17 protein-coding genes and 1 pseudogene are annotated in these 23,504 nt (G+C 69.5%); 9 read left to right on the forward strand and 9 right to left on the reverse strand.

Annotated elements, in window-relative coordinates; translation table 11 throughout:
- Positions 1-20: 20 nt before the first annotated feature.
- Genes mtnB through RNB18_RS38090 form a run of 3 tightly spaced genes read right to left on the reverse strand, consistent with a single transcriptional unit; the run spans position 21 to position 1,941 of the window.
- Positions 21-629 (reverse strand): methylthioribulose 1-phosphate dehydratase, encoded by a 609-nt coding sequence (mtnB, locus tag RNB18_RS38080; protein ID WP_311718666.1) that lies wholly within the window; start codon positions 627-629, stop codon positions 21-23.
- Positions 626-1,345 carry an acireductone synthase gene (gene mtnC / locus RNB18_RS38085; RefSeq protein ID WP_311718667.1) on the reverse strand — a complete coding sequence of 240 codons (720 nt, stop codon included), beginning with the start codon at positions 1,343-1,345 and terminating at the stop codon, positions 626-628. The genes mtnB and mtnC overlap by 4 nt, the downstream gene beginning before the upstream one ends.
- Positions 1,342-1,941, reverse strand: a complete 600-nt coding sequence (locus RNB18_RS38090) for a 1,2-dihydroxy-3-keto-5-methylthiopentene dioxygenase (RefSeq protein WP_311718668.1) — start codon at positions 1,939-1,941, stop codon at positions 1,342-1,344. The genes mtnC and RNB18_RS38090 overlap by 4 nt, the downstream gene beginning before the upstream one ends.
- Positions 1,942-2,457: 516 nt before the next feature.
- Here RNB18_RS38090 and RNB18_RS38095 point away from each other — a divergent pair.
- From RNB18_RS38095 to mtnK, 4 genes are read left to right on the forward strand one after another with little or no spacing between them, the layout of a single operon-like run.
- A complete protein-coding gene (locus RNB18_RS38095; RefSeq protein WP_311718669.1) occupies positions 2,458-3,555 on the forward strand; it encodes a substrate-binding domain-containing protein in 1,098 nt (365 codons plus the stop codon).
- The gene (locus RNB18_RS38100; RefSeq protein WP_311718670.1) at positions 3,542-5,062 is read left to right on the forward strand and encodes a sugar ABC transporter ATP-binding protein; all 1,521 of its coding nucleotides are present in this window, start codon (positions 3,542-3,544) and stop codon (positions 5,060-5,062) included. Before RNB18_RS38095 ends, RNB18_RS38100 begins: the two co-directional genes overlap by 14 nt.
- Positions 5,063-5,086: 24 nt before the next feature.
- Positions 5,087-6,133 (forward strand): ABC transporter permease, encoded by a 1,047-nt coding sequence (locus RNB18_RS38105; RefSeq protein ID WP_311718671.1) that lies wholly within the window; start codon positions 5,087-5,089, stop codon positions 6,131-6,133.
- A gap of 8 nt (positions 6,134-6,141) precedes the next feature.
- On the forward strand, positions 6,142-7,311 hold the full coding sequence (gene mtnK / locus RNB18_RS38110) for an S-methyl-5-thioribose kinase (RefSeq protein WP_311718672.1): 1,170 nt from the start codon (positions 6,142-6,144) through the stop codon (positions 7,309-7,311).
- 76 nt (positions 7,312-7,387) lie between these two features.
- Here the strand turns inward: mtnK and RNB18_RS38115 are convergent, their stop codons facing one another.
- From RNB18_RS38115 to RNB18_RS38130, 4 genes are all read right to left on the reverse strand, one after another.
- Positions 7,388-9,004 (reverse strand): glycerol-3-phosphate dehydrogenase/oxidase, encoded by a 1,617-nt coding sequence (locus RNB18_RS38115; RefSeq protein ID WP_311718673.1) that lies wholly within the window; start codon positions 9,002-9,004, stop codon positions 7,388-7,390.
- Positions 9,005-9,059: 55 nt separating this feature from the next.
- Entirely contained in the window at positions 9,060-10,598 is a 1,539-nt protein-coding gene (gene glpK, locus RNB18_RS38120) for a glycerol kinase GlpK (protein ID WP_059207830.1), read from the reverse strand.
- A gap of 83 nt (positions 10,599-10,681) precedes the next feature.
- Positions 10,682-11,482, reverse strand: coding sequence for an MIP/aquaporin family protein (locus RNB18_RS38125; RefSeq protein ID WP_057614337.1), 801 nt, complete (start codon positions 11,480-11,482; stop codon positions 10,682-10,684).
- A gap of 375 nt (positions 11,483-11,857) precedes the next feature.
- Positions 11,858-12,631: an IclR family transcriptional regulator gene (locus RNB18_RS38130; RefSeq protein WP_311718674.1), complete on the reverse strand. Its 774-nt coding sequence runs from the start codon at positions 12,629-12,631 to the stop codon at positions 11,858-11,860.
- A 284-nt stretch (positions 12,632-12,915) separates the two neighbouring features.
- On the opposite strand from RNB18_RS38130, the gene metH reads away from it, so the two are divergent.
- The 4 genes from metH to RNB18_RS38150 all read left to right on the forward strand — a co-directional run bounded on the left by metH (position 12,916) and on the right by RNB18_RS38150 (position 20,956).
- On the forward strand, positions 12,916-16,437 hold the full coding sequence (metH, locus tag RNB18_RS38135) for a methionine synthase (protein ID WP_311718676.1): 3,522 nt from the start codon (positions 12,916-12,918) through the stop codon (positions 16,435-16,437).
- 118 nt (positions 16,438-16,555) lie between these two features.
- On the forward strand, positions 16,556-17,254 hold the full coding sequence (locus RNB18_RS38140) for an HAD family hydrolase (RefSeq protein ID WP_311718677.1): 699 nt from the start codon (positions 16,556-16,558) through the stop codon (positions 17,252-17,254).
- A gap of 434 nt (positions 17,255-17,688) precedes the next feature.
- A complete protein-coding gene (locus tag RNB18_RS38145; RefSeq protein ID WP_311718678.1) occupies positions 17,689-19,293 on the forward strand; it encodes an ABC transporter substrate-binding protein in 1,605 nt (534 codons plus the stop codon).
- 82 nt (positions 19,294-19,375) lie between these two features.
- Positions 19,376-20,956 carry an ABC transporter substrate-binding protein gene (locus tag RNB18_RS38150; protein ID WP_311718679.1) on the forward strand — a complete coding sequence of 527 codons (1,581 nt, stop codon included), beginning with the start codon at positions 19,376-19,378 and terminating at the stop codon, positions 20,954-20,956.
- A gap of 77 nt (positions 20,957-21,033) precedes the next feature.
- Here the strand turns inward: RNB18_RS38150 and RNB18_RS38155 are convergent, their stop codons facing one another.
- Entirely contained in the window at positions 21,034-21,705 is a 672-nt protein-coding gene (locus tag RNB18_RS38155) for a response regulator (RefSeq protein WP_020141342.1), read from the reverse strand.
- 14 nt (positions 21,706-21,719) lie between these two features.
- Positions 21,720-22,691 (reverse strand): RecB family exonuclease, encoded by a 972-nt coding sequence (locus RNB18_RS38160; protein ID WP_311718681.1) that lies wholly within the window; start codon positions 22,689-22,691, stop codon positions 21,720-21,722.
- A 175-nt stretch (positions 22,692-22,866) separates the two neighbouring features.
- Between RNB18_RS38160 and RNB18_RS38165 the strand changes: the two are divergent.
- Positions 22,867-23,504, forward strand: a pseudogene (locus RNB18_RS38165) (hypothetical protein); the annotation flags it as partial.

Consider the following 23,504-nt stretch of genomic DNA (forward strand, 5'->3'; position numbering starts at 1 on the left):
GGGGGATCCCTTCTGTCGTGTCAGCGGCCCGTCAGCTCCAACTCCAGCAGCCACTCCACCACTTCGGTGTGATGCCGGGCCTGCCGGGGATCCGAACCCCACACATACAGGCCGTGCCCGGCCACGACCACCGCCGGCATCCGGGGGTCCCGCGCCGCCTCCAGGCGGTCCCCGAGCACCTTCATGTCCTGGCTGTTGGCGATGACCGGAAGGGGCACCTCGACGTCGTGGGCCGGCTGGCCGACACCCTTCAGCATCTCCAGATCCTTGAAGACGATCCCGCCCGGGTGCCGGTGCCCCATCGCGACGGAGGCGACCGTATGGACGTGCACCACGGCGCCCGCCCCCGTCAACGCGGCGACCCGCGCATGCAGTTCGGCCTCCGCCGACGGCTTGCCGCCGTTCACCGCGGCGCCCCGGCCGTCCACCAGCACCACGTCCGCGGGCGTCAGTTCACCCTTGTCGTGGCCGCTGGCGGTGACGGCGAGCCGCAGCGGATCACGGGAGAGCACCACGGACAGGTTCCCGGACGTCCCCCGCATCCAGCCGAACGAGGCGAAACGGGCGGACTCGGCGGCGAGGACGGCCCCCGCCTCCTCGAGGTCGAGTGCGCTGATGTCGGCGGTCACGAAGTGCTCCTTGAAACGGTGATCTCGTCGAACGTCCCCGCCGCGGCGTGGTCGCCGACGCCTTGCTCGAAGTACGGCTCCCCGGGCCGCCGTATCCCGACGGCATGCCAGCCCGCCGCACGGGCCGCGTCCAACTCGCCGGGGCGGTCGGAGAGAAAGAGGAGCTTCGCGGGCTCGATGCCGGTCGACCCGGAGATCCGGCGGTACGACTCCGCCTCCTGCTTGGGCCCGGCGTTCTCGGTGTCGTAGAAACCGGAGAGCAGCGAAGTGAGGTCGCCCTCGGGGCTATTGGTGAACCAGGCCCGCTGCGCCGCGACGGACCCGGACGAGTACACGTGAAGCCGCACGCCCGAGGAGTGCCAGGTGCGCAACTCCGGTACGACGTCGTCGTAGAAGTGCGAGACGAGGTCGCCGCGGGCGAAGCCCTCGGACCAGATGACGCCCTGCAGCGTCTTGAGCGGGGTCGCCTTGCGGTCCTCGTCGAGCCAGGCGTTCAGCGCCTTCTCCACCCGTACCGCGTCGGCCCCGGGTTCGCCGATCGCCTCGCGTACCTGGGCGACGGCCCGCGCCACCTCGGGGTCGCCGGACCGCTCGGAGAGCAGTGCGGCGAACCGTGAGCGCGCATACGGGTAGAGCACGTCGACGACGAACCCCGTGGCGCTCGTGGTGCCCTCGATGTCGAGCACCACGGCGTCGACGGTGTGGCGCAAGGTCATGCGGCGGCCCTGTCGGCCTCGTAGCCCGCCGCGATGGTGTCGTAGTCCGGGAAACGGGAGGCGATGGTGGAGCCGGTGAAGGTGCCGATCCAGCCGTCCTCCTCGTGGAAGAAGCGGATCGCGGTGAAGGACGGGTTGGTGCCCATGTCGAACCAGTGGGTGGTGCCGCGCGGCACGCCGAGGAGATCGCCCTTCTCGCAGAAGACCGCGTGCACTTCGCCGTCGACGTGCAGGTAGAAGATGCCGGAGCCGGAGACGAAGAAGCGGACCTCGTCATCGTCGTCGTGCGTGTGCTCCTGGAGGAACTTCTCGCGAGCCGCCTTCGCCTTCGCCGGGAACTCCGGGTCCTCGCTGGGGTGCAGACCGAGGACGTCGACGGTGGTGAAGCCCTCCTCGGCGTTCAGCTTGTCGATCTCGGGGCCGTAGGCGGCGAACACCGTCTCGCTGCCGGCGTCGAACGGAACGTCCTCACGGACCGGCCACTGCTCGTAGCGCACGCCGATCGGCTTCAGCGCCTCCGCGATCTCGGCCGGGTCCGAGGTGCGGCGGACCAGGGTCTCGGGGCCGGACTCGGACCAGGTGGTCAGCAGCGTCATGGGAGCAACTCCAGGAGTCTGGAAGGAAAGTCCGGATGCCGAGACAAGCACCGGACGGGCGGGGGAGGAAGAGGGGCGGCGGAGGACGGTCGGCGGCGGTCGGTCAGCCGCGACACGGCGCGCCGGGACAGCGGTGCATGCGGGGCATACACGTCGCTTTCGCGCCAGGTGTCGTCATCGGGGCCTCACTGTGCCGGGTCGGGTGCCGGTCCTGCGATGGTAACTCCAGGCAGGAGGGCGGTCCGGTGTGACGTAGTCGTCGTCTCACCTGGTGAGAAAGCGGTTCCATATCTTTGACGTGTGGCTGAAAACGTTCTCATGATCTGCATATGAAGACGCTGCTGCTCGTGCGGCGGCTGTACGTGGACTTGCTCCGGTCGACCACAGCCAGCTGTCGCTGACCCCTCCCGGAGCCCTCGCGCGCCCCCGCCACCCCTGACGTCGGTGGCGCATTCCTTTCGCTCGCTCCGGGTCACGCACTCCCTCTGTCTTCCCACCTCGTACCTGGAGCCCCTCATGTCCCGTGCCCGCCTCCCGCTTGCCGCGCTCTCGCTGGCCTCCGTCTCCGCCCTCGTCCTCTCCGGCTGCTCGCAGTCCACGGACGCGTCGACGAACACCGGCGACACCGCCGCCTCGGCCTCGGCGGCCACCGGCAAGAAGCCCGCCCCCTTCAGCGCGGGCGCGGTCAAGGTGGCCCTGGTCCGGCAGAGCGGCGCCGGCGACTACTTCGAGCAGTGGGGCAACGGCGCCAAGGCCCAGGCCAAGGCCCTCGGTATCGACCTGACCGTGTACGACGCCCAGGCGGACAACGCCAAGCAGGCCACCGACCTGTCCTCGGCGATCAACTCCGGCGCCAAGGCGATCATCATCGACCACGGCTTCCCGGCGACGATCCAGCCGGAGATCGACAAGGCCGTGAAGAAGGGCATCAAGGTCGTCGTCTACGACGTCGAGACCTCCACCAAGGGCGTGGTGAGCACCGAGCAGGACGACGCGAGCATGGCCCAGGCCGTCCTCGACGTGATGGCGAAGGACCTCGGCAAGAACGCCAAGGTCGGGTACGTCAACGTCGCCGGCTACGCGGCCCTGGACAAGCGGAACACCGTCTGGGCGAAGGAACTCGCCGCGCAGGGCTGGAAGCAGCAGTTCAAGGTCGGCAAGGTCACCGACTCCACGGCCACCGACAACGTTCCCCTGGTGTCCGCCGCGCTCACCCAGCACTCGGACGTGACCGGCGTCTTCGCCCCCTACGACGAACTCGCCAAGGGCACGGTCCTCGCCGTCCAGAACAAGAAGCTCCAGGACAAGGTGAAGGTCTTCGGCGCGGACGTCTCCAACGCCGACATCCAGCAGATGACCGCCGCCGACAGCCCGTGGGTCGCCACGGCGGGCACCGACCCGTCCGCGGTCGGCGCCGCCGTCGTCCGCACGGCGGCCCTGGAGCTGGCCGGTCAACTGGGCAAGACCTCGGTGGAGTTCCCGGCCGTCGCCATCACCCAGGAGTTCCTGCGCGAGAAGAAGATCGAGAACATGGACCAGCTGCGTCAGGCGCTGCCCGCGCTGAACCTGTCGCAGGTCTCGACCGCCGACTGGATCTCGAATGTCGCCCACTGAGACGCCTGCGGTCGGTCTCACCGACGTCAGCATGGCCTTCGGCGGCAAGACCGTGCTCGCCTCCGTCACCCTCGACATCGCCCCGGGCAGTGTGGTCGCACTGCTCGGTGCGAACGGCGCCGGCAAGTCCACGCTGATCAAGATCCTCTCGGGCGTGCACACCGGCCACGGGGGTCAGGTGCGGGTCGCGGGGGAGACCGCGGCTCTCCAGTCCCCGCTCGCCGCCCGGCAGTTGGGTATCCAGACCGTGCACCAGCGCATCGGCGAGGGCATCGTGCCGGGCCTCTCGGTCGCCGAGAACCTGGTCTTCGAGGAGCTGGCGCAGAAGCGCGGGAACCCGTTCCTGAACGGGCGCCGCGTCCTGGCGCGGGCCCGCGAGATCCAGGCAGGTCTCGATCTCGGCTGGAGCGACTCGGTGCTGCGCCGCGAGGTGAGCGAACTCGGCATCTCCGACCGCCAGTTGCTGATCCTCGCTCGCGCCCTCGCGACCCGCCCACGGCTGCTGATCCTCGACGAACCGACCTCCGCCCTGTCTGCCGCCGAGGCCCAACGCCTCTTCGCACTCGTCGAGAGGATGCGGGACGACGGCATAGCGGTCCTCTACGTCTCCCACCGCCTCGGCGAGATCGACGCGCTCGCAGACCGCCTGGTCGTCCTGCGGGACGGCCGTCTCACCGAGGACCAGACCAAACCCTTCGACTGGGACAGCGCCCTGCGCGCGATGCTGGCCCAGGCGCAGGAAGTGACGACGGCACGGCCGGTGCGGGAAGGGGCTTCCGGTGCCGTCGCCCTGTCCCTGCGCGGAGTGCGTCTCCTTGAGGGCCGGGCACCTCTCGACCTCGACCTCCGCGCGGGCGAAGTCACCGGTGTGGTGGGCCTGTTGGGTGCCGGCAAGACCGAGCTGGCCCGCGGCCTGTTCGGCGCCGAGCCCTTCGCGAGCGGTTCCGCCGAACTGGACGGCAAGCCGTACGAGCCGAAAAGGCCCTCCGACGCGATCCGCGCGGGCATCCACCTGGTCCCCGAGGACCGGCACGCCGACGCGCTCGTCCCCGGCTGGTCGCTGGCCCAGAACATCTCGCTGCCGTTCCTGAAGTCGCTGTCCCGGGCCGGCCTCGTCCAGCGGTCGAGGGAGGACGCCCTCGGCCGCGAGACCATCGAGGCACTCGGCGTCGTCGCCCGCGACGAGCACAGCACGGTGGAGGAACTCTCCGGCGGCAACCAGCAGAAGGTCGTCGTCGGCCGCTGGCTCGCCGAGACACCCCGTGTCCTGATCCTGGACGAGCCGTTCCGAGGCGTGGACATCGGCGCCCGCCGGGACATCGGCCGCCGTGCCAGGGCCCTCGCCGCCGAGGGCGCCGCCGTACTCGTGCTGTCCGCCGACGTCGACGAGGTCCTCGAGATCGCCGACCGGGTCGTCGTGCTCGCCGCCGGAGAGATCCACCTCGACGCGTACGGCGAGGACGCGGAACGCGACTGCGTCATCCAGACCATCTCCGCGTCCGTGTGACCCCGGCTCCCTGAGGACTACGCCATGACCACCACCCAGAGCACCGAGGTCCCCACGAAGTCGGCGACCGCGCCGGCGACCTCGACCGCCGTACGCGTCCAGAACGCCGTCATCAAGTACGGCTTCATCTTCGTCACGGTCGCGCTGTTCCTGTACTTCGCGCTGAGCGAGGGCTCCTTCCGCGAGTCGGCGACCCTCCTCGACACCCTCCGCTACGTCTCCGTCGCCGCCATCCTCGGCCTCGGCGTCACCCTCACCATGGCCGTCGGCGGAATGGACATGTCCGTCGGCGCGGTCGCGGGCCTCGGCGTCTCGGTCGCCGCCCAGACGATGGTCGTCTTCAACCAGGTCGGCGCGGTCGCCATCATCGCGGTGCTGGCGGCGGGCGCCCTCGCCGGCCTCCTCAACGCCCTGCTGATCGTCGTACTGAAGATCCCCGACATGCTCGCCACCCTCGGCACCATGTTCGTGATCCAGGGCAGCAAGCTCATCCTGGTCGACGGCCAGTCCATCACCCCGGGCATGACCCTGGACGACGGCAGCACGGCCCCCGGCAGGTTCACCGCCGGCTTCCTGAAGATCGACCGCGGCACCGTCCTCGGCATCCCCATCTCGGTCCTCGTCTTCGGCGGCCTGACGGTCGCCGCCTGGGTCTTCCTCGCCCGCACCCGCTGGGGCCGCGTGCTGTACGCCATCGGCGCCAACCCCGAAGCCTCCCGCCTGGCCGGCATCCGCGTCGGCGCGTACCGGGCCCTGGCCTACGTCCTCTCCGGCGTCCTCGCCTCGATCGGCGGCCTGATCCTGGCCGCCCGCATCGGCCAGGGCGACGTCTCCGCCGGAACCTCCCAGCTGCTCGAGGCGGTGGCCGTGGCACTGGTCGGCACCTCCGTGCTGGGCCGGGGCCGCCCGAACGTCTGGGGCACGGCCCTCGGCGCGGTGCTCATCGGCATCATCACCACCGGCCTGACCATCAAGGGCCTGCCGTACTACACCCAGGACGTCGTCGAGGGCGCGGTCCTCATCCTCGCCCTGGTGTTCAGCTTCACCCTGTCCAAGCGCCGTTCGTCCTAAGGAGACACATGGGCTACCGCATCCTGGAGACCGACGACATCCCGGCGTACCTGAGCGAGCGCGGGCACTGGGAGGACCTGGGCGACATCGCCGTACGGGAGGTCTCCGACGGCAACATGAACCGGGTCTTCCTCGCCTCCTCGGCCGACGGCACCCGCAGCCTCGCCGTGAAGCAGGCCCTGCCCTGGGTACGGGTGGCGGGCCCGTCCTGGCCGATGAACCCCGACCGCGCCGACGCCGAGGCCCGCGCCTACGAGCAGATCGCGAAGGTCGCCCCCGACGAGATCCCGGCGGTCCACGGTTACGACCCCGAGAACTACGCCCTCGTCATGGAGGACATGTCGGACCTGGAGGTCCTGCGCACCCTCCTGAACGAGGGAGAGTCGTACGGCCCCCACACCTCGGCCCGCATCGGCGAACTGGTCGCCCGGCTCTCCTTCGCCACGAGCGACTTCGGTATGCCGTCGGCGGAGCGCAAGGCGCTGATCGCGGCCTCGGTGAGCCCGGAGCTCTGCAAGATCACGGAAGACGTGGTGTTGTCGGAGCCGTACCTCGAGCACGAGCACAACCACTGGCACGAGGGCGTGGCCGACCTGGCGGTGTCCTTCCGCGCGGACGCCGAGCTCCGCACCGAGGTGGCCGAACTCAGGCACCTGTTCATGACCGGCGCCCAGGCCCTCCTGCACGGCGACCTCCACACCGGCAGCGTCATGGTCGGCACCCGTGACGGCGCCCCCGTGGTGCGGGTCTTCGACCCCGAGTTCTCCTTCGTGGGGCCCATCGGCTTCGACCTGGGCCTGTATTGGGCCAACGCCCTGGTCTCGGAGGAACGGGCCCGCGCGCTGGGCGGCTTGACGGACCACGCCGACCAACTCCGGCTGTCCTGGCAGGCGTTCGAGACGGAGTTCCGCCGCCTGTGGCCGGCCCGGGTGGACACGTTCTTCGACGACGCCTACCTGGACCGCTTCCTGAGGACGGTGTGGACGGAGTCCCTCGGCTACGCGGGCACGGAGATCATCCGCAGGATCATCGGCTTCGCCCACCTGACGGACCTGACCACACTGGAGAACCCGGTCCAGGCGTCACGCAGGGCACTGCTCATCGGCCGCGAACTGATCGTGAATCGCCGGGAGTTGACCGACGTGGAGTCTGTGCGGGCGGTCGTACAAGCTACGTAGGCGGGGCCGCATCGACTTGCGGCCTTCGAATGAAGGGCGGCCCCTCGACGAGGAGCCGCCCTTCCCGTGTCACCGTTCACTTCTTGTCGAGCAGATCCTGAACCTTCGCCCGGACGTCGTCCGTGGCAAGCCCCCGAATCGTCAACGTGGTCCTGCGCCGCAGCACATCGTCCGCGGTCTCGGCCCATTCGTTGTCCCGCGCGTAGACGACCTGCGCCCAGATCTCCGGCGCGTCCGGATGCACCCGCTGACCCAGTTCAGGGCTCTCGTTGGCCAGTCGGGCGATGTCGAAGGCCAACGAGCCGTAGTGCGTGGCCAGATGCTTCGCCGTGTCGGCGGCCATGCGCGGACCCGGTGCCGGGTTGTCCACCAGCAGGCGGTGCGCGATCGCGCGCGGGTTGGCGACACCGGGCAGCGGAAGCTTCTTCGGCAGGGACGCGATGGGCTCGAAGTCGTCGCCCAGGGGAGCGCCCGGCAGCGCCTCCAGCTTCTGCATGACCGTACGGCCGATGTGCCGGAAGGTCGTCCACTTGCCGCCCGCGACGGACAGCATGCCGCCCCGGCCCTCCGTGACCACGGTCTCGCGCTTGGCCTTCGCCGTGTCACCGGGGCCGCCCGGCAGCACACGCAGACCCGCGAAGGAGTACGTGATCAGGTCACGGGACAACTGCTGGTCGCGGACGGAGAACGCGGCCTCGTCGAGTATCTGGGCCGTGTCCTTCTCGGTGACCGCGACATCGGCCGGGTCGCCCTCGAACTCCTCGTCCGTCGTACCGAGCAGGAGCATGTCCTCCCACGGGAGGGCGAAGGTGATCCGGTACTTGTCGATCGGGGTGGCCAGCGCGGCCTTCCACGGAGACGTCCGCTTCAGGACCAGGTGCGCGCCCTTGGACAGACGGATGGACGGAGCCGCGTTCGGGTCCTCCATCCTGCGCAGGTGGTCGACCCACGGCCCGGTCGCGTTCAGCACGAGCCGCGCGTTCACGCCGAACTCGTCGCCGGACTGCCGGTCGCGCAGATCCGCGCCCGTCACCCGGCCCTTGGTGAACCTGAGTCCGGTCACCTCGGCGTGGTTGAGCACGACCGCGCCCGCCTCGACGGCCGCGCGGACCGTCATCAGCGCCATGCGCGCGTCGTTCATCTGGTCGTCGCCGTACACGGCCACGGCCTTGAGGTTGTCGGTGCGCAGCTCGGGCACGTCCTGCGCCGCCTTGGCGGGGGACAGGAGGTGACCGACGCCGTCACCGAACGCCGAGAGCGCGGAGTAGGCGAAGACGCCCGCCCCGAGCTTCGCGGCGCCGTGCGGCCCGCCCTTGTACACGGGGAGGTAGAAGGTGAGCGGGTTCGCCAGGTGGGGAGCCACCTGGCGGGATACCGCACGGCGCTCGAAGTGGTTCTCCGCCACCAGCTTCACCGCGCCGGTCTGCAGATAGCGCAGACCGCCGTGGAGCAGCTTGGAGGAGGCGGAGGAGGTGGCGCCGGCGAAGTCGCCGGCGTCGACCAGTGCCACCCTGAGGCCGGACTGCGCGGCGTGCCAGGCGGTGGAGATGCCCAGGATGCCGCCGCCGATCACGAGAAGGTCGTACGACGCCTTGGAGAGCTGCTCCCGGGTCTCGGCGCGGCTCGGGTGGGAGCCGGAGGCCGGGCGCGTACCGAGGGCAGGCACGGACTGCAGGGTGGACTGACTGGTCATGTGGGGTACTTACTCCTCATCAGAACTTCGAGATGAGCTGGTGTGAGCTCTCTCGTCAGTTCTCGTCCTCGAGCCAGCCCATGGTCCGCTCAACGGCCTTGAGCCAGCTCTTGTACTCACGGTCGCGCTTCTCCGCGGCCATGTTGGGGGTCCACTCGGCGGCCCGGCGCCAGTTGGCGCGCAGGTCGTCGGTGCTGGTCCAGAAGCCGACGGCGAGACCGGCGGCATAGGCGGCACCGAGGCAGGTGGTCTCGGCGACCATCGGGCGCACCACGGGGGCGTCCAGGAAGTCCGAGAGTGTCTGCATCAGCAGGTTGTTGGAGGTCATGCCGCCGTCGACCTTGAGTGCCGCGAGCTCGACACCGGAGTCCTTGGTCATGGCGTCGCTGATCTCACGGGTCTGCCAGGCGGTGGCCTCCAGGACGGCACGGGCGATGTGCGCCTTGGTGACGTACCGGGTGAGGCCGGCGATCACACCGCGGGCGTCCGGGCGCCAGTAAGGGGCGAAGAGCCCGGAGAACGCCGGCACGAAGTACGCGCCGCCGTTGTCCTCGACCGAGAGCGCGAGCGTCTCGATCTCGGCGGCGGTGGAGATCAGGCCCATCTGGTCGCGCATCCACTGCACCAGCGAACCGGTGACGGCGATCGAGCCCTCCAGGGCGTAGACCGGTGCCTCGTCGCCGATGCGGTAGCCGACCGTGGTCAGCAGTCCCGAGTACGAGTTGATGATCTTGTCACCGGTGTTCATCAGCATGAACGTGCCGGTGCCGTACGTCGACTTGGCCTCGCCCTCGGCGAAACAGGTCTGGCCGAACAGGGCCGCCTGCTGGTCACCGAGCGCCGAGGCGACCGGGATGCCACCGAGCAGGTCGCCCAGCTTGCCGCCGGTGACCTCGCCGTAGACCTCGGCGGAGGAGCGGATCTCGGGGAGCATCGACAGCGGCACACCGATGGACTCGGCGATCTTCTCGTCCCACTCCAGCGTGTGGAGGTTCATCAGCATGGTGCGGGAGGCGTTGGTGACGTCGGTGACGTGGTGACCGCCGTTCACACCGCCCGTCAGGTTCCAGATGACCCAGCTGTCCATGGTGCCGAAGAGGATCTCGCCGCGCTCGGCGCGCTCGCGCAGCCCCTCGACGTTGTCGAGCAGCCAGCGGGCCTTCGGGCCGGCGAAGTACGAGGCGAGGGGAAGACCGGTCTCGCGGCGGAAGCGGTCCTGGCCGACGTTGCGGCCGAGTTCCCGGCACAGGGCGTCGGTGCGGGTGTCCTGCCAGACGATGGCGTTGTGGACGGGCTCACCGGTGTTCTTGTCCCAGAGGAGAGTGGTCTCGCGCTGGTTGGTGATGCCGATGGCCTTGATGTCGTCGCGGGTGATGCCGGCCTTCTGGATGGCTCCGGCGACGACTTCCTCGACGTTGGTCCAGATCTCGGTGGCGTTGTGCTCGACCCAGCCCGGCTTCGGGAAGATCTGCTCGTGCTCCTTCTGGTCGACCGAGACGATACGGCCGTCCCTGTCGAAGACGATGCAGCGGCTGGAGGTGGTGCCCTGGTCGATGGCGGCGATGAAGGGGCCGGCGGTGTGGGCGTCGGTCACTGTGTGCTCCTGGGGTTCCGTGAGTAAGGGGACGGGCTACGACTGATCTACTACGGCTTTGCTCTGTGGCTGTGTCAGATGTTCTAAGCGAAAGCGATGTTGTAGATGCCTGCAGCGATCGCGCCGCCGATCAGCGGACCGACGACCGGGACCCAGGCGTAGCTCCAGTCGGAGCCGCCCTTGTTGGGCAGGGGCAGGAGAGCGTGCACGACACGCGGACCGAGGTCACGGGCCGGGTTGATCGCGTACCCGGTCGGCCCACCGAGGGACAGACCGATGGAGACCACGACGAGCGCGGTGATCAGGGCGCCCAGGGTGCCCAGGCCCTTGCCGTCACCGTTGAGACCCTGCGTGAGGACGGCGAGCACCAGCACGATCGTGCCGATGACCTCCGTGGCGACGTTCTGCCAGGCGACGCGGACCTCGGGCCCGGTGGAGAAGATGCCCAGCACCGGGCCGGCGCCCTTCTCCTGTGCCTCGACGGCCTTGGCGGTCGTGGCCTGCGCGCCCGGAGCGCCGACGATCTCCTTGTCGGTCAGGTGCGCGTGGAACTGGCCGTAGTAGGCGATCCAGACCAGCGCCGCACCGATCATGGCGCCGAGCAGCTGCCCGCCCCAGTAGATCGGGACGTCACTCCACGGGATGCCGTCCTTCTTGAGCGCGAGCGCGAGCGTGACGGCCGGGTTGAGGTGGGCGCCGGAGAGGGGCGCCGAGGTGTAGACGGCCGTCAGAACGGCGAAACCCCACCCGAAGGTGATGGCGAGCCAGCCGGCGTTACGGGCCTTGGAGGCCTTCAGCGTGACGGCGGCGCACACGCCACCACCGAGCAGGATGAGTATGGCGGTACCGATGGTCTCGCCGATGAAGATGTCGGAGCTGGACACCCGCGACTCCTTTGTCCTTCGTCCAGGGGACCGAACCCCGGGTCCCTCCGGAGGTTCGAGCTGCCCTCGGGGGTGAGAGCGATGCCGGCCCTTGGCGTTGTCACACTCTAGCGCGTATTGCCGGTAGGTGTTCGACAATGCCGACCGATGGACGGGAGTCTTGCTCCGGCGTTACGCGCACGTCAAGGGTTCTGTTATCGAAAACGCGATCGTTATTGATCGCTGTGGGCTGTCGATCTTCTGGGGTGACTGCGCAGTGCGCGATGCCGGACACACTGTGTGCCGACCGGGCGGTATGCCCGTTGTGTCAGAGTGCGGCGCGGACCGGAACGCCGCCCGACGCCCGGCCCTCGCCCGCTGACTCTCACGTACTTCTCAGAACCGCCCGGCGCCCAGATCCCGCGAGACGGCGCGGGCGCAGTCCCGCACGGCCGCGATCAGCTCCGGGCGCAGCGCGCCCTCTTCCTCGGGCCGGCACAGCCGCTCCACCGCGCCCGTGATGCCGACCGCGCCGACCGGCATGCGCCGCCGGTCGTGGATGGGCGCGGCGATGGACGCGACACCCTCCCAGGTCTCCTCCACGTCCGCCGCGTACCCACGCGCGCGCGTGACGTCGAGAATCTGCTCGAACTCCTCCAGCTCGCACACCGTCCGGTCGGTGAACGCCTTGCGGTCGCTCTCCAGCGCCTCGCTGTGCGCGACCGGGTCGTACGCCGAGAGCACCTTCCCGAGCGCCGTGCAGTGCAGGGGCTGCATGGCCCCGATCTCCAGCACCTGCCGACTGTCGTCGGGCCGGAAGACGTGGTGCACGATGAGCACGCCGTGCTGGTGCAGCACGCCCAGATGGACGCTCTCGCCGCTGGAGCGGGCCAGGTCGTCCGTCCAGACGAGCGCCCGCGCGCGCAGCTCGTGCACGTCCAGATAGGTGGTGCCCAGGCGCAGCAGCTCGGCGCCCAGCTGATACCGCCCGGAGGCCTCGTCCTGCTCCACGAACCCCTCCTGCTGGAGGGTGCGCAGGATGCCGTGCGCGGTGCCCTTGGCGAGGCCCAGGGACGAGGCGATGTCCGACAGGCCGAGTCTCCGCTCGCCGCCCCCGAGAAGCCGCAGCATCGCGGCCGCCCGTTCGAGCGACTGGATGTTCCGTGCCATCGCCGTCCTGCCTCCGTCCGCTTCGACACCCGAGTGTTACGGCGTCGCTGCCGCTGTTCGGCAATGTCGAACACTACCGGTCGATGCCGACCTCCCGCTAATGGTCGGTCGGCAACTGTTGAGTCACTGGTATCCCGTTGGTGATCTGCCCGCCAACCTCGTCCGTCCCGTGGACGTGCCGAACATCCCGGCGGGGACCCGGCTACCCTGGCGTGGTGCGCCCGGCGTGGGACGTCTCGCGGGCGCCTGAAGCCGACAGCCGTCGCAACTGAGGGAGCCCTTTCATGGCCTCGTCGCCACTGACCCCTTCCGCCGACAGCCGGACCCGTGTGTCCGCGCTCCGTGAGGCCCTCGCCACCAGGGTGGTGGTCGCCGACGGAGCGATGGGCACCATGCTGCAGGCGCAGGACCCCACGCTCGAGGACTTCGAGAATCTCGAAGGCTGCAACGAGATTCTCAACGTGACCCGCCCCGACATCGTCCGCTCCGTCCACGACGCGTACTTCGCGGTGGGCGTCGACTGCGTCGAGACCAACACCTTCGGGTCCAATCACACGGCCGCGTCGGAGTACGACATCGCCGACCGCGTGCACGAGCTGTCCGAGGCGGGCGCCCGGATCGCCCGCGAGGCGGCCGACGAGCACACCGCCCGCGACGGCCGGCCGCGCTGGGTCCTGGGTTCCGTCGGGCCCGGCACCAAGCTGCCCACCCTCGGCCACATCGACTACGCCACGATCCGCGACGGCTACCAGGCCAACGTCGAGGGACTGCTCGCCGGCGGCGCCGACGCCCTGATCGTCGAGACCACGCAGGACCTGCTCCAGACGAAGGCCTCCGTACTGGGCGCCCGTCGCGCGCTGGAGGCGACCGGCGCCGATGTGCCCCTGGTGGTCTCGATGGCGTTCGAGACCACCGGCACCATGCTGCTCGGCTCCGAGATCGGCGCCGCGCTGACCGCGCTGGAGCCGCTCGGCATCGACATGATCGGCCTGAACTGCTCGACCGGCCCGGCCGAGATGAGCGAGCACCTGCGTTACCTCGCCCGGCACTCCCGCATCCCGCTGCTGTGCATGCCGAACGCGGGTCTGCCGATCCTCACCAAGGACGGCGCGCACTTCCCGCTGGACCCCGAAGGCCTGGCCGACGCCCAGGAGAACTTCGTCCGCGACTACGGCCTCTCCCTGATCGGCGGCTGCTGCGGTACGACACCGGAGCACCTGCGCCAGGTCGTCGAGCGCGTCCGCGAGCTCACGCCCTCCGAGCGCAACCCCCAGCCCGAGCCCGGTGCCGCCTCCCTCTACCAGACGGTCCCGTTCCGCCAGGACACCTCCTACCTGGCCATCGGCGAACGCACCAACGCCAACGGCTCGAAGAAGTTCCGCGAGGCCATGCTGGAGGCCCGCTGGGACGACTGTGTGGAGATGGCCCGCGAGCAGATCCGCGAGGGCGCCCACATGCTGGACCTCTGCGTGGACTACGTCGGCCGCGACGGTGTGGCGGACATGAAGGAGCTGGCCGGCCGCTTCGCCACCGCCTCCACCCTGCCGATCGTCCTGGACTCCACCGAGGTCCCCGTCATCCGGGCCGGTCTGGAGAAGCTCGGCGGCCGCGCGGTCATCAACTCCGTCAACTACGAGGACGGCGACGGCCCCGAATCCCGCTTCGCGAAGGTCACCAAGCTCGCCCAGGAGCACGGCGCCGCGCTGATCGCCCTCACCATCGACGAGGAGGGCCAGGCCCGCACCCCCGAGCACAAGGTCGCCATCGCCGAACGGCTCATCGAGGACCTGACCGGCAACTGGGGCATCCACGAGTCGGACATCCTCATCGACACCCTGACCTTCACCATCTGCACCGGTCAGGAGGAGTCCCGCAAGGACGGCATCGCCACCATCGAGGCGATCCGCGAACTCAAGCGCCGCCACCCGGACGTCCAGACCACGCTGGGCCTGTCCAACATCTCCTTCGGCCTCAACCCGGCCGCCCGCGTCCTGCTCAACTCGGTCTTCCTCGACGAGTGCGTCAAGGCGGGCCTGGACTCGGCGATCGTCCACGCGTCGAAGATCCTGCCCATCGCCCGCTTCAGCGAGGAAGAGGTCCAGACGGCCCTCGACCTCATCCACGACCGTCGCGCCGAGGGCTACGACCCCCTCCAGAAGCTGATGGCCCTGTTCGAGGGCGCCACCACCAAGTCCCTGAAGGCGGGCCGCGCCGAGGAACTGGCCGCCCTGCCCCTGGAGGAGCGCCTCAAGCGCCGCATCATCGACGGCGAGAAGAACGGCCTGGAGGCCGACCTCGCCGAGGCCCTCCAGTCCCGCCCCGCCCTCGACATCGTCAACGACACCCTCCTGGACGGCATGAAGGTCGTCGGCGAGCTGTTCGGCTCCGGCCAGATGCAGCTGCCGTTCGTCCTCCAGTCCGCCGAGGTGATGAAGACCGCGGTGGCCTACCTGGAACCGCACATGGAGAAGGTCGAGGGCGACGAGGCCGGCAAGGGCACCATCGTGCTCGCCACCGTCCGCGGCGACGTCCACGACATCGGCAAGAACCTCGTCGACATCATCCTGTCCAACAACGGCTACAACGTGATCAACCTCGGCATCAAGCAGCCGGTCTCCGCGATCCTGGACGCCGCCGCCGAGCACCGCGCCGACGTCATCGGCATGTCCGGCCTCCTGGTCAAGTCCACAGTGATCATGAAGGAGAACCTGGAGGAGCTCAACCAGCGCGGCATGGCCGCCGACTTCCCGGTCATCCTGGGCGGAGCCGCGCTGACCCGGGCGTACGTCGAACAGGACCTGCACGAGATCTACCAGGGCGAGGTCCGCTACGCCCGCGACGCGTTCGAGGGCCTGCGCCTCATGGACGCCCTCATCGGCGTCAAGCGGGGCGTGCCCGGCGCCAAGCTGCCCGAGCTCAAGCAGCGCCGGGTGCGCGCGAGTGCCGTGACCGTCGAGGAGGAGCGGCCCGAAGAGGGGCATGTCCGCTCCGACGTGGCCACTGACAACCCGGTGCCCACCCCGCCGTTCTGGGACACCCGCGTCATCAAGGGCATCCAGCTCAAGGAGTACGCCTCCTGGCTCGACGAGGGTGCCCTGTTCAAGGGCCAGTGGGGCCTCAAGCAGGCCCGCACCGGCGAGGGACCGACGTACGAGGAGCTCGTCGAGACCGACGGGCGGCCCCGGCTGCGCGGTCTGCTGGACGGGCTGCAGACCGAGAACCTGCTGGAAGCGGCCGTCGTCTACGGCTACTTCCCGTGCGTGTCCAAGGACGACGACCTGATCATCCTGGACCAGGAGGGCAACGAGCGCACCCGCTTCACCTTCCCGCGCCAGCGCCGCGGCCGCCGGCTCTGCCTCGCCGACTTCTTCCGCCCGGAGGAGTCGGGGGAGACCGACGTGGTCGGCCTTCAGGTCGTCACCGTCGGCTCGCGGATCGGCGAGCAGACCGCCAAGCTCTTCGAGGCCAACGCCTACCGCGACTACCTCGAACTGCACGGCCTGTCCGTCCAGTTGGCCGAGGCGCTCGCCGAGTACTGGCACGCGCGCGTGCGTTCCGAGCTCGGCTTCGCGGGCGAGGACCCCAGTGACGTCGAGGACATGTTCGCCCTGAAGTACCGGGGCGCCCGCTTCTCCCTCGGCTACGGCGCCTGCCCCAACCTGGAGGACCGCGCCAAGATCGCCGACCTGCTCCAGCCGGAGCGCATCGGCGTCCACCTGAGCGAGGAGTTCCAGCTCCACCCCGAGCAGTCCACCGACGCGATCGTCATCCACCACCCGGAGGCGAAGTACTTCAACGCCCGCTGAGCCCCCGCATCCCGGCTCGCCGAGCACACTGATCGGATAAGCCGTACACTGGTCGGTCCACCGCAGGCCGGTTCCCCTCGTGGGAACCGGCCTCCTCGTCCCTCAAGGAGGTACGTGGATGACCAGCACGGTCCCCGCGCCATTGACCCGTACGGCGGACGGCTCCGCCCTCCAGGCCGTACTCCTCGACATGGACGGCACCCTGGTGGACACCGAGGGCTTCTGGTGGGACGTCGAAGTCGAGATCTTCGCGCGCCTCGGCCACACCCTCGACGACTCCTGGCGCCATGTCGTGGTCGGCGGCCCCATGACCCGCAGCGCGGGCTTCCTGATCGAGGCCACCGGCGCCGACATCACGCTCGCCGAGCTCACCGTCCTGCTCAACCAGGGCTTCGAGGACCGTATCGAGCACGCCCTGCCCCTGATGCCCGGGGCCACCCGGCTGCTGGCCGAGCTGTCCACGCACCGGATCCCCACCGCCCTGGTCTCGGCCTCGCACCGGCGCATCATCGACCGGGTCCTCGCCTCCCTGGGTCCCCAGCACTTCGCCCTCACGGTCGCCGGAGACGAGGTGCCACGCACCAAGCCGCACCCGGACCCCTACCTGTTCGCCGCCGCCGGACTCGGCGCCGATCCGGCCAGATGCGCGGTGGTCGAGGACACCGCCACCGGTGTCGCCGCGGCCGAGGCCGCCGGCTGCCAGGTCGTGGTCGTGCCCTCGGTCGCCCCCATCCCCCAGGCCCCCGGACGCACCGTCGTCGGCTCCCTCGAAGAGGTCGACCTGACATTTCTGCGCGGCCTGATCACCCTTCGATGACGGAAATGCCTCGGCTGTTCACCCAGCGTGCAGCGCGGATAACGGAGTAATTCCCCAGGTCCCTGTCGCAGGAATTCGAAGCGTGCCGGATGGCCGAATTCCGGTCCGGCGCCCTCCCGTTACGGGTGTGAGGTTCCCCACTCGACGGGGCCTCGACAGGTGGTCGAGGCTGTGCCGGACGCCCCGCTTCGGGGGGTGCGGACGCGCCCATGTGTCCCGATTGATGAAACCCTGCACCAATCCTTCCCCTGACGGGTTTTCGGTGCGTCCACACCCGGTTCCGCTGTGTGATGGAAGCCCAACTCCGGTGGCTGCGAACCCTCCTGCAAGTCCGGACTAATCTCCTGGTGAGAACATCGCCCTAACCCCGTGATCCGCCGCACCACCCATGCATGCCGGGTACACGGACTGAACAGCTGTGGAGAAACTCGAGCATGAACCGCAAGACTTTGGTGCTGCCGGCCGTCATCGGTCTGCTCGCGCCGGTGCTCGCCGCCTGCGGCGGCTCCGACAGCGGCAGCGGCGGAGGCGACGCGATCGCTGTCGGCACCACGGACCGGTTCACCGCCACGAAGGACGCTCCCGCGCCGCTCGACCCCGCCTACGCCTACGACGTCGGCACCTGGAACGTCCTGCGCCAGACCGTGCAGACCCTGATGATCCAGCCCAAGGGCGACGGCGACCCCGTGCCCGAGGCGGCCCAGTCCTGCGGCTTCAGCGACAGCGGCAACGAACGCTACGTCTGCACCCTGCGCGACGGCCTGAAGTTCGCGAACGGTGAGGCCATCACCGCGGCGGACGTGAAGTACTCCATCGACCGCGCCCGCGCCCTCAAGGCGGACTCCGGCGTTTTCGCCCTGCTGTCCACCATCGACACCGTGGAGACCAAGGGCGACCGCGAGGTCATCTTCCACCTCAAGACCGCCGACGCCACCTTCCCGTACAAGCTGTCGACCCCGGTCGCCGGCATCGTCAACCCCGACGACTACGCGAAGAACAAGCTCCGCGACGGCTTCGACGTCGACGGCTCCGGCCCCTACACCATGAAGGCCGACGTCAAGAACGACGAGCTCGTCGACGCCGTGTTCACCAAGAACCCCAACTACAAGGGGTCGTTGACGGTGAACAACGACAAGGTCGAACTGCGCTCCTACTCGGACGCCGACGACATGGGCACCGCCCTCGAAAAGGGCGACATCGACCTCATCACCCGCACCATGTCGCCGCAGCAGATCAAGAAGTTCTCGAACGAGTCCGGCGGCGACGTCGACCTCGTCGAAATGGCCGGCCTGGAGATCCGCTACCTCGCCTTCAACACCAACGCCCCGACCGTGAAGTCCCGTGCCGTGCGCCAGGCGATGGCTCAGCTCATCAACCGCAGCGAACTCGTCTCCAGGGTCTACGGCACCCAGGCCCAGCCGCTCTTCTCGCTGGTCCCGGCCACCATCACCGGCCACTCCAACGCGTTCTTCAACAAGTACGGCGACCCGAGCGTCACCAAGGCCAAGTCCCTGCTGACCCAGGCCGACATCACCACCCCGGTGAAGCTGACCCTCCATTACACGACCGACCACTACGGCTCGGGCACCAAGGAGGAGTTCGAGGACCTGCAGAAGCAGCTCAACGACAGCGGGCTCTTCGACGTCAACATCCAGGGCGCGCCCTGGACCACCTTCCGCCCGGCCGAGCAGAAGGGCAAGTACGACGTCTACGGCATGGGCTGGTTCCCGGACTTCCCCGACGCCGACAACTACCTCGCCCCGTTCCTCGACAAGGACAACTTCCTCGGATCGCCGTACGACAACGGCGAGATCCGCAACACCCTGATCCCGGACTCCCGCCGCGAGGCCGACCGCATCGCCGCAGCCGGAAGCCTGACCGAGATCCAGGACATCGTCGCCGACGACGTCCCCGTGCTGCCGCTGTGGCAGGGCAACCAGTACGTCGCCGCGCGCGACGACGTCACGGGCACCGCCTACGCGCTCAACTCCTCGTCGACGCTGCAGCTGTGGGAACTCGGCCGAGGCGTGAGCGGCTGACCGGCCGCGACGCCTCCAGCACCCCTGGTCTCGGCGGACGGGCCCGGGGATTCCACAAGAATCGACGACAAGGCACTCGCACGTGAACAAGCGCATCCAGTGGCAGGTCCTGCCCATCGTGGCGGGCCTGGGCGCCGGTCTGCTGACCGGCTGCGGCACGGAGTCGGGGGACTCCGGTTCAGGCGGCTCCTCCGTGGTCATGGGGATGTCCGACGACGTCCTCGCCACCGACCCGGCCTCCGGTTACGACCCCGGCTCCTGGCTGTTGTTCAACAACGTCTTCCAGTCGCTGCTCAGCTTCCCCAAGGGCGGCACGGAACCGGAGCCGGACGCCGCCCAGAGCTGCGAGTTCACCGACACCAAGGCCCAGGTGTACGAGTGCACGCTCAAGGACGGCCTCAAGTTCAGCAACGGCGACTCGCTGACCTCCGAGGACGTCAAGTTCTCCTTCGACCGCACGTTGAAGATCAACGACGACGCCGGTCCCGCGATCATGTTCCCGATGCTCGACAAGGTCGAGACACCGGACGAGAAGACGGTCGTCTTCAAGCTCAACACCCCTGACGCCACCTTCCCGAGCAAGATCGCCTCCGGCGCCGGCTCGATCGTCGACCACACGCAGTACGACGCCGACGGCCTCCGCAAGGACGGCAAGGCGGTCGGCTCCGGCCCCTACCAGCTCGACTCGTTCGACGACGACCAGGCCGTGTTCTCCGTCAACGAGAACTACAAGGGCACCGCCGACCCCCAGAACTCCGGCGTCACGCTGAAGTTCTTCCACGGCGACCAGAGCGCCCTGAAGACCGCCCTGACCGACAAGAAGGTCGACATCGCCTACCGCGGCCTGACCGCAGGGGACATCACCGACATCGAGAACGCCTCGCCCGACTCCGGTGTCGAGGTCGTCGAGGGCACCAGCGCCGAGGTCCAGCACCTCGTCTTCAACATGGACGACCCGGTCGCGGGCCGCCTCGGCGTCCGCAAGGCGATCGCCTACCTGATCGACCGCGAAGCCCTCATCCACGACGTCTACCAGGGCACCGCGACCCCGCTCTACTCGATCATCCCGGCCGGTATCGCGGGCCACAACACGGCCTTCTTCGACACCTACGGCGCCCAGCCCTCCAAGTCCAAGGCAGCCGCCGCCCTCGCCGACGACAACATCACCGGCAAGGTGAAGCTGACCCTGTGGTCGACACCGTCCCGCTACGGACCGGCCACCGGCCAGGAACTCAAGACGATCGCCCAGCAGCTCAACGCCAGCGGCCTGTTCGACGCCGACGTGAAGTCCGTGGCCTTCGACCAGTACGAGAAGGACATCGCCGCCGGCAAGTACGGCGTCTACGTCAAGGGCTGGGTGCCCGACTACCCGGACGCCGACAACTTCACGGCCCCCTTCTTCGGCAAGGGCAACGTGCTGGACAACAACTACAGCAACAACGAGATCACCGGCTCGATCATCCCGGAGACCGCCGCCCAGCCGGACCGCTCCGCGACGGACGACCCCTTCGGCACACTCCAGGACATCGTCGCCCAGGACGTCCCCGTCCTGCCGGTCTGGCAGGCCAAGCAGTACGCCGTCGTCCGTGACGACGTCTACGGCCTGGAGTACTGCCTCGACGCCTCCACCGTCTTCCGCTTCTGGGAGCTCAGCAAGGGCTGATCCCGCGACGGCCGCAGACACGAAGAGGGCGCCCCCAGTCAGGCGGGGGACGCCCTCTTCGCTTCGTACCGCTCCCGCTACTGCGCGCCGGGACGCACCAGCCCGCTCTCGTACGCGTACACCGCGGCCTGCACCCGGTCCCTGAGCCCCAGCTTGGTCAGGACGTGACCGACATGCGTCTTCACGGTGGTCTCACTGACGAACAGATCCGCCGCGATCTCCGCGTTGGACAGCCCACGCGCCACCAGCTTCAGCACCTCGACCTCGCGGTCGGTGAGCGTGTGCAGCGTGTCCGGCACCGGCTCGTCGCCGGACGGCAGATGCGTGGCGTACTTGTCGAGCAGCCGACGCGTGATGCTCGGCGCGAGCATCGCCTCACCCGCGGCCACCACCCGGATCGCCTGCACGAGCTCGTTGGCCGGGGCGTCCTTGAGCAGGAAGCCGCTGGCCCCCGCCCGCAGCGCCTCCACCACGTACTCGTCGAGGTCGAAGGTGGTCAGCACGAGCACCTTGGCCGGGCCGTCCCGCCCGGGCCCGGTGATCTGCCGCGTCGCCTCGACACCGTCCATCCGAGGCATACGGATGTCCATGAGGACCACGTCGGGCTGGAGCGCCCGTACCTGGTCGAGTGCTTGAAGGCCGTCTCCGGCCTCGCCCACGACCGCGATGTCCTGCTCGGCCTCCAGGATCATCCGGAAGCCGGTACGCAGCAGCGGCTGGTCGTCGACCAGTAGGACGCGGATGGCCACGTAAGTCTCCTTCGCTAGTCCGGCCCCATTCTGCCCTGTTCACCGATCGCGGGCGTCACCGGCAGTGGGTAGGGCGGGGGAGTGCCGCCGAACTCCGGGCAGTGCTCCTGGTGGTCGCACCAGCCGCACAGCTTGGTCGGGCGCGGCCGCCAGTCGCCCGTCTCCGTGGCCTGCCGGATCGCCTCCCACAGCGCCAGCAGCTTGCGCTCTACGCGCTCCAGGTCGGCGAGGACCGGGTCGTAGGTCAGGACGTCACCGCTGCCGAGGTAGACGAGCTGGAGCCGGCGCGGGATGACGTTCTTCAGCCGCCACACCACCAGGGCGTAGAACTTCATCTGGAACAGCGCGCCCTCGGCGTACTCGGGCCGGGGCGCCTTGCCGGTCTTGTAGTCGACGATCCGCACCTCGCCGGTCGGCGCCACGTCGACGCGGTCGATGATCCCGCGCAGCCTCAGTCCCGAGTCCAGCTCCGCCTCGACGAACAGCTCCCGCTCCGCGGGCTCCAGACGCGTCGGATCCTCCAGCGTGAACCACCGCTCGACCAGCCGCTCCGCCTCACCGAGCCACAGCGCCAGCCGCTCGCCGTCCGGATCGTCGGCGAACAGCTCCACCACCTCGGGCCGGCTCTCCCTGAGCCGGTCCCACTGGCCGGGAACGAGCGACTTGGCCCGGGGCGCGGTCCGCTCCGTGGCCGGGGCGTCGAAGAGGCGCTCCAGCACCGAGTGGACCAGGGTCCCCCGGGTGGCCGCCTCGCTCGGCTTCTCCGGAAGCCGGTCGATCACCCGGAACCGGTACAGCAGCGGACACTGCATGAAGTCATTGGCACGAGAAGGGGAGAGGGAGGCCGGCGCTATGGCGGCCGGCCGCGACACCTCTGCAGCCCCCTCCGCCGTACCCTCTGCCGTCGGCTCGCCCGTGACCGGCGCCACCGCCGCCCCCGGGTCGCCGCTCGCGGCCTCCGCCGTGTCCTCGGTGCTCGTCTCCATGACCACAGACCATACGGCCCGCCACTGACAGTGACCCATTCGCGGCCGTGACCATCGTGGCCCCTGAGAAAACACGGGGGGTGCCGGGGCGGAACGCGTCGCGACCGCCGCATACCATCAACCCGAGACCCTTCCGCACGGCAGGCGCGGAAGACGCTTCGAACGAGGGGACATCGTGGACGAGAGCGGCGGTAGCGGGCAGCCGCGGTCCGGCAAGGACCGGCCGGCCGAGCCCCACGCAGGGCCCACGGCCCAGACCACCGACCCCACGACCCCCGACCCGCACGAGAACGGAACCCGGGCGTCCGCCACGCAGGGCGCCGACACCCCCCGACCCGACGGGGACGGCACTGACGGCACCCCGGCCGACCGACCCACCCCGGAGGCGGCCGCGGACGACAACCCCGCCCAGGAACCACCAACGACCGACGACACCGCCGAGGCCGACGCGGGGCCCGAGCAGAGTCAGCGCCCGTCGGAACCGCCGATGGCCGACCACCTCGGCCCGTCGCCACGAGCGACCGACGACACCGCCGACGCCGACCCAGCCCCCGAGGCCGGTGGTCTCCCGGAGACCGGCGCTGCGTCCGAGGGGAGTCGGCGCCCGTCCGACGCCCCCGCACCCGCACCGGAGGCCGACGGGCCGGCAGGCGAGGGCGTGAGCGGGGATCATGAGTCCGGCCGCCCCCACAGCGGTCACCGACAGCCCGCACCCCCCGCAGACCCGCACCAACCCGAAGAGCCGGACGCCGACCACACCCCTCCGGCCTTCCACGAGGACCACCGCACCCTCGCCCACTCCGGCGCCCCCCA

Source organism: Streptomyces doebereineriae (assembly GCF_031845645.1).
Lineage (GTDB): Bacteria > Actinomycetota > Actinomycetes > Streptomycetales > Streptomycetaceae > Streptomyces > Streptomyces canus.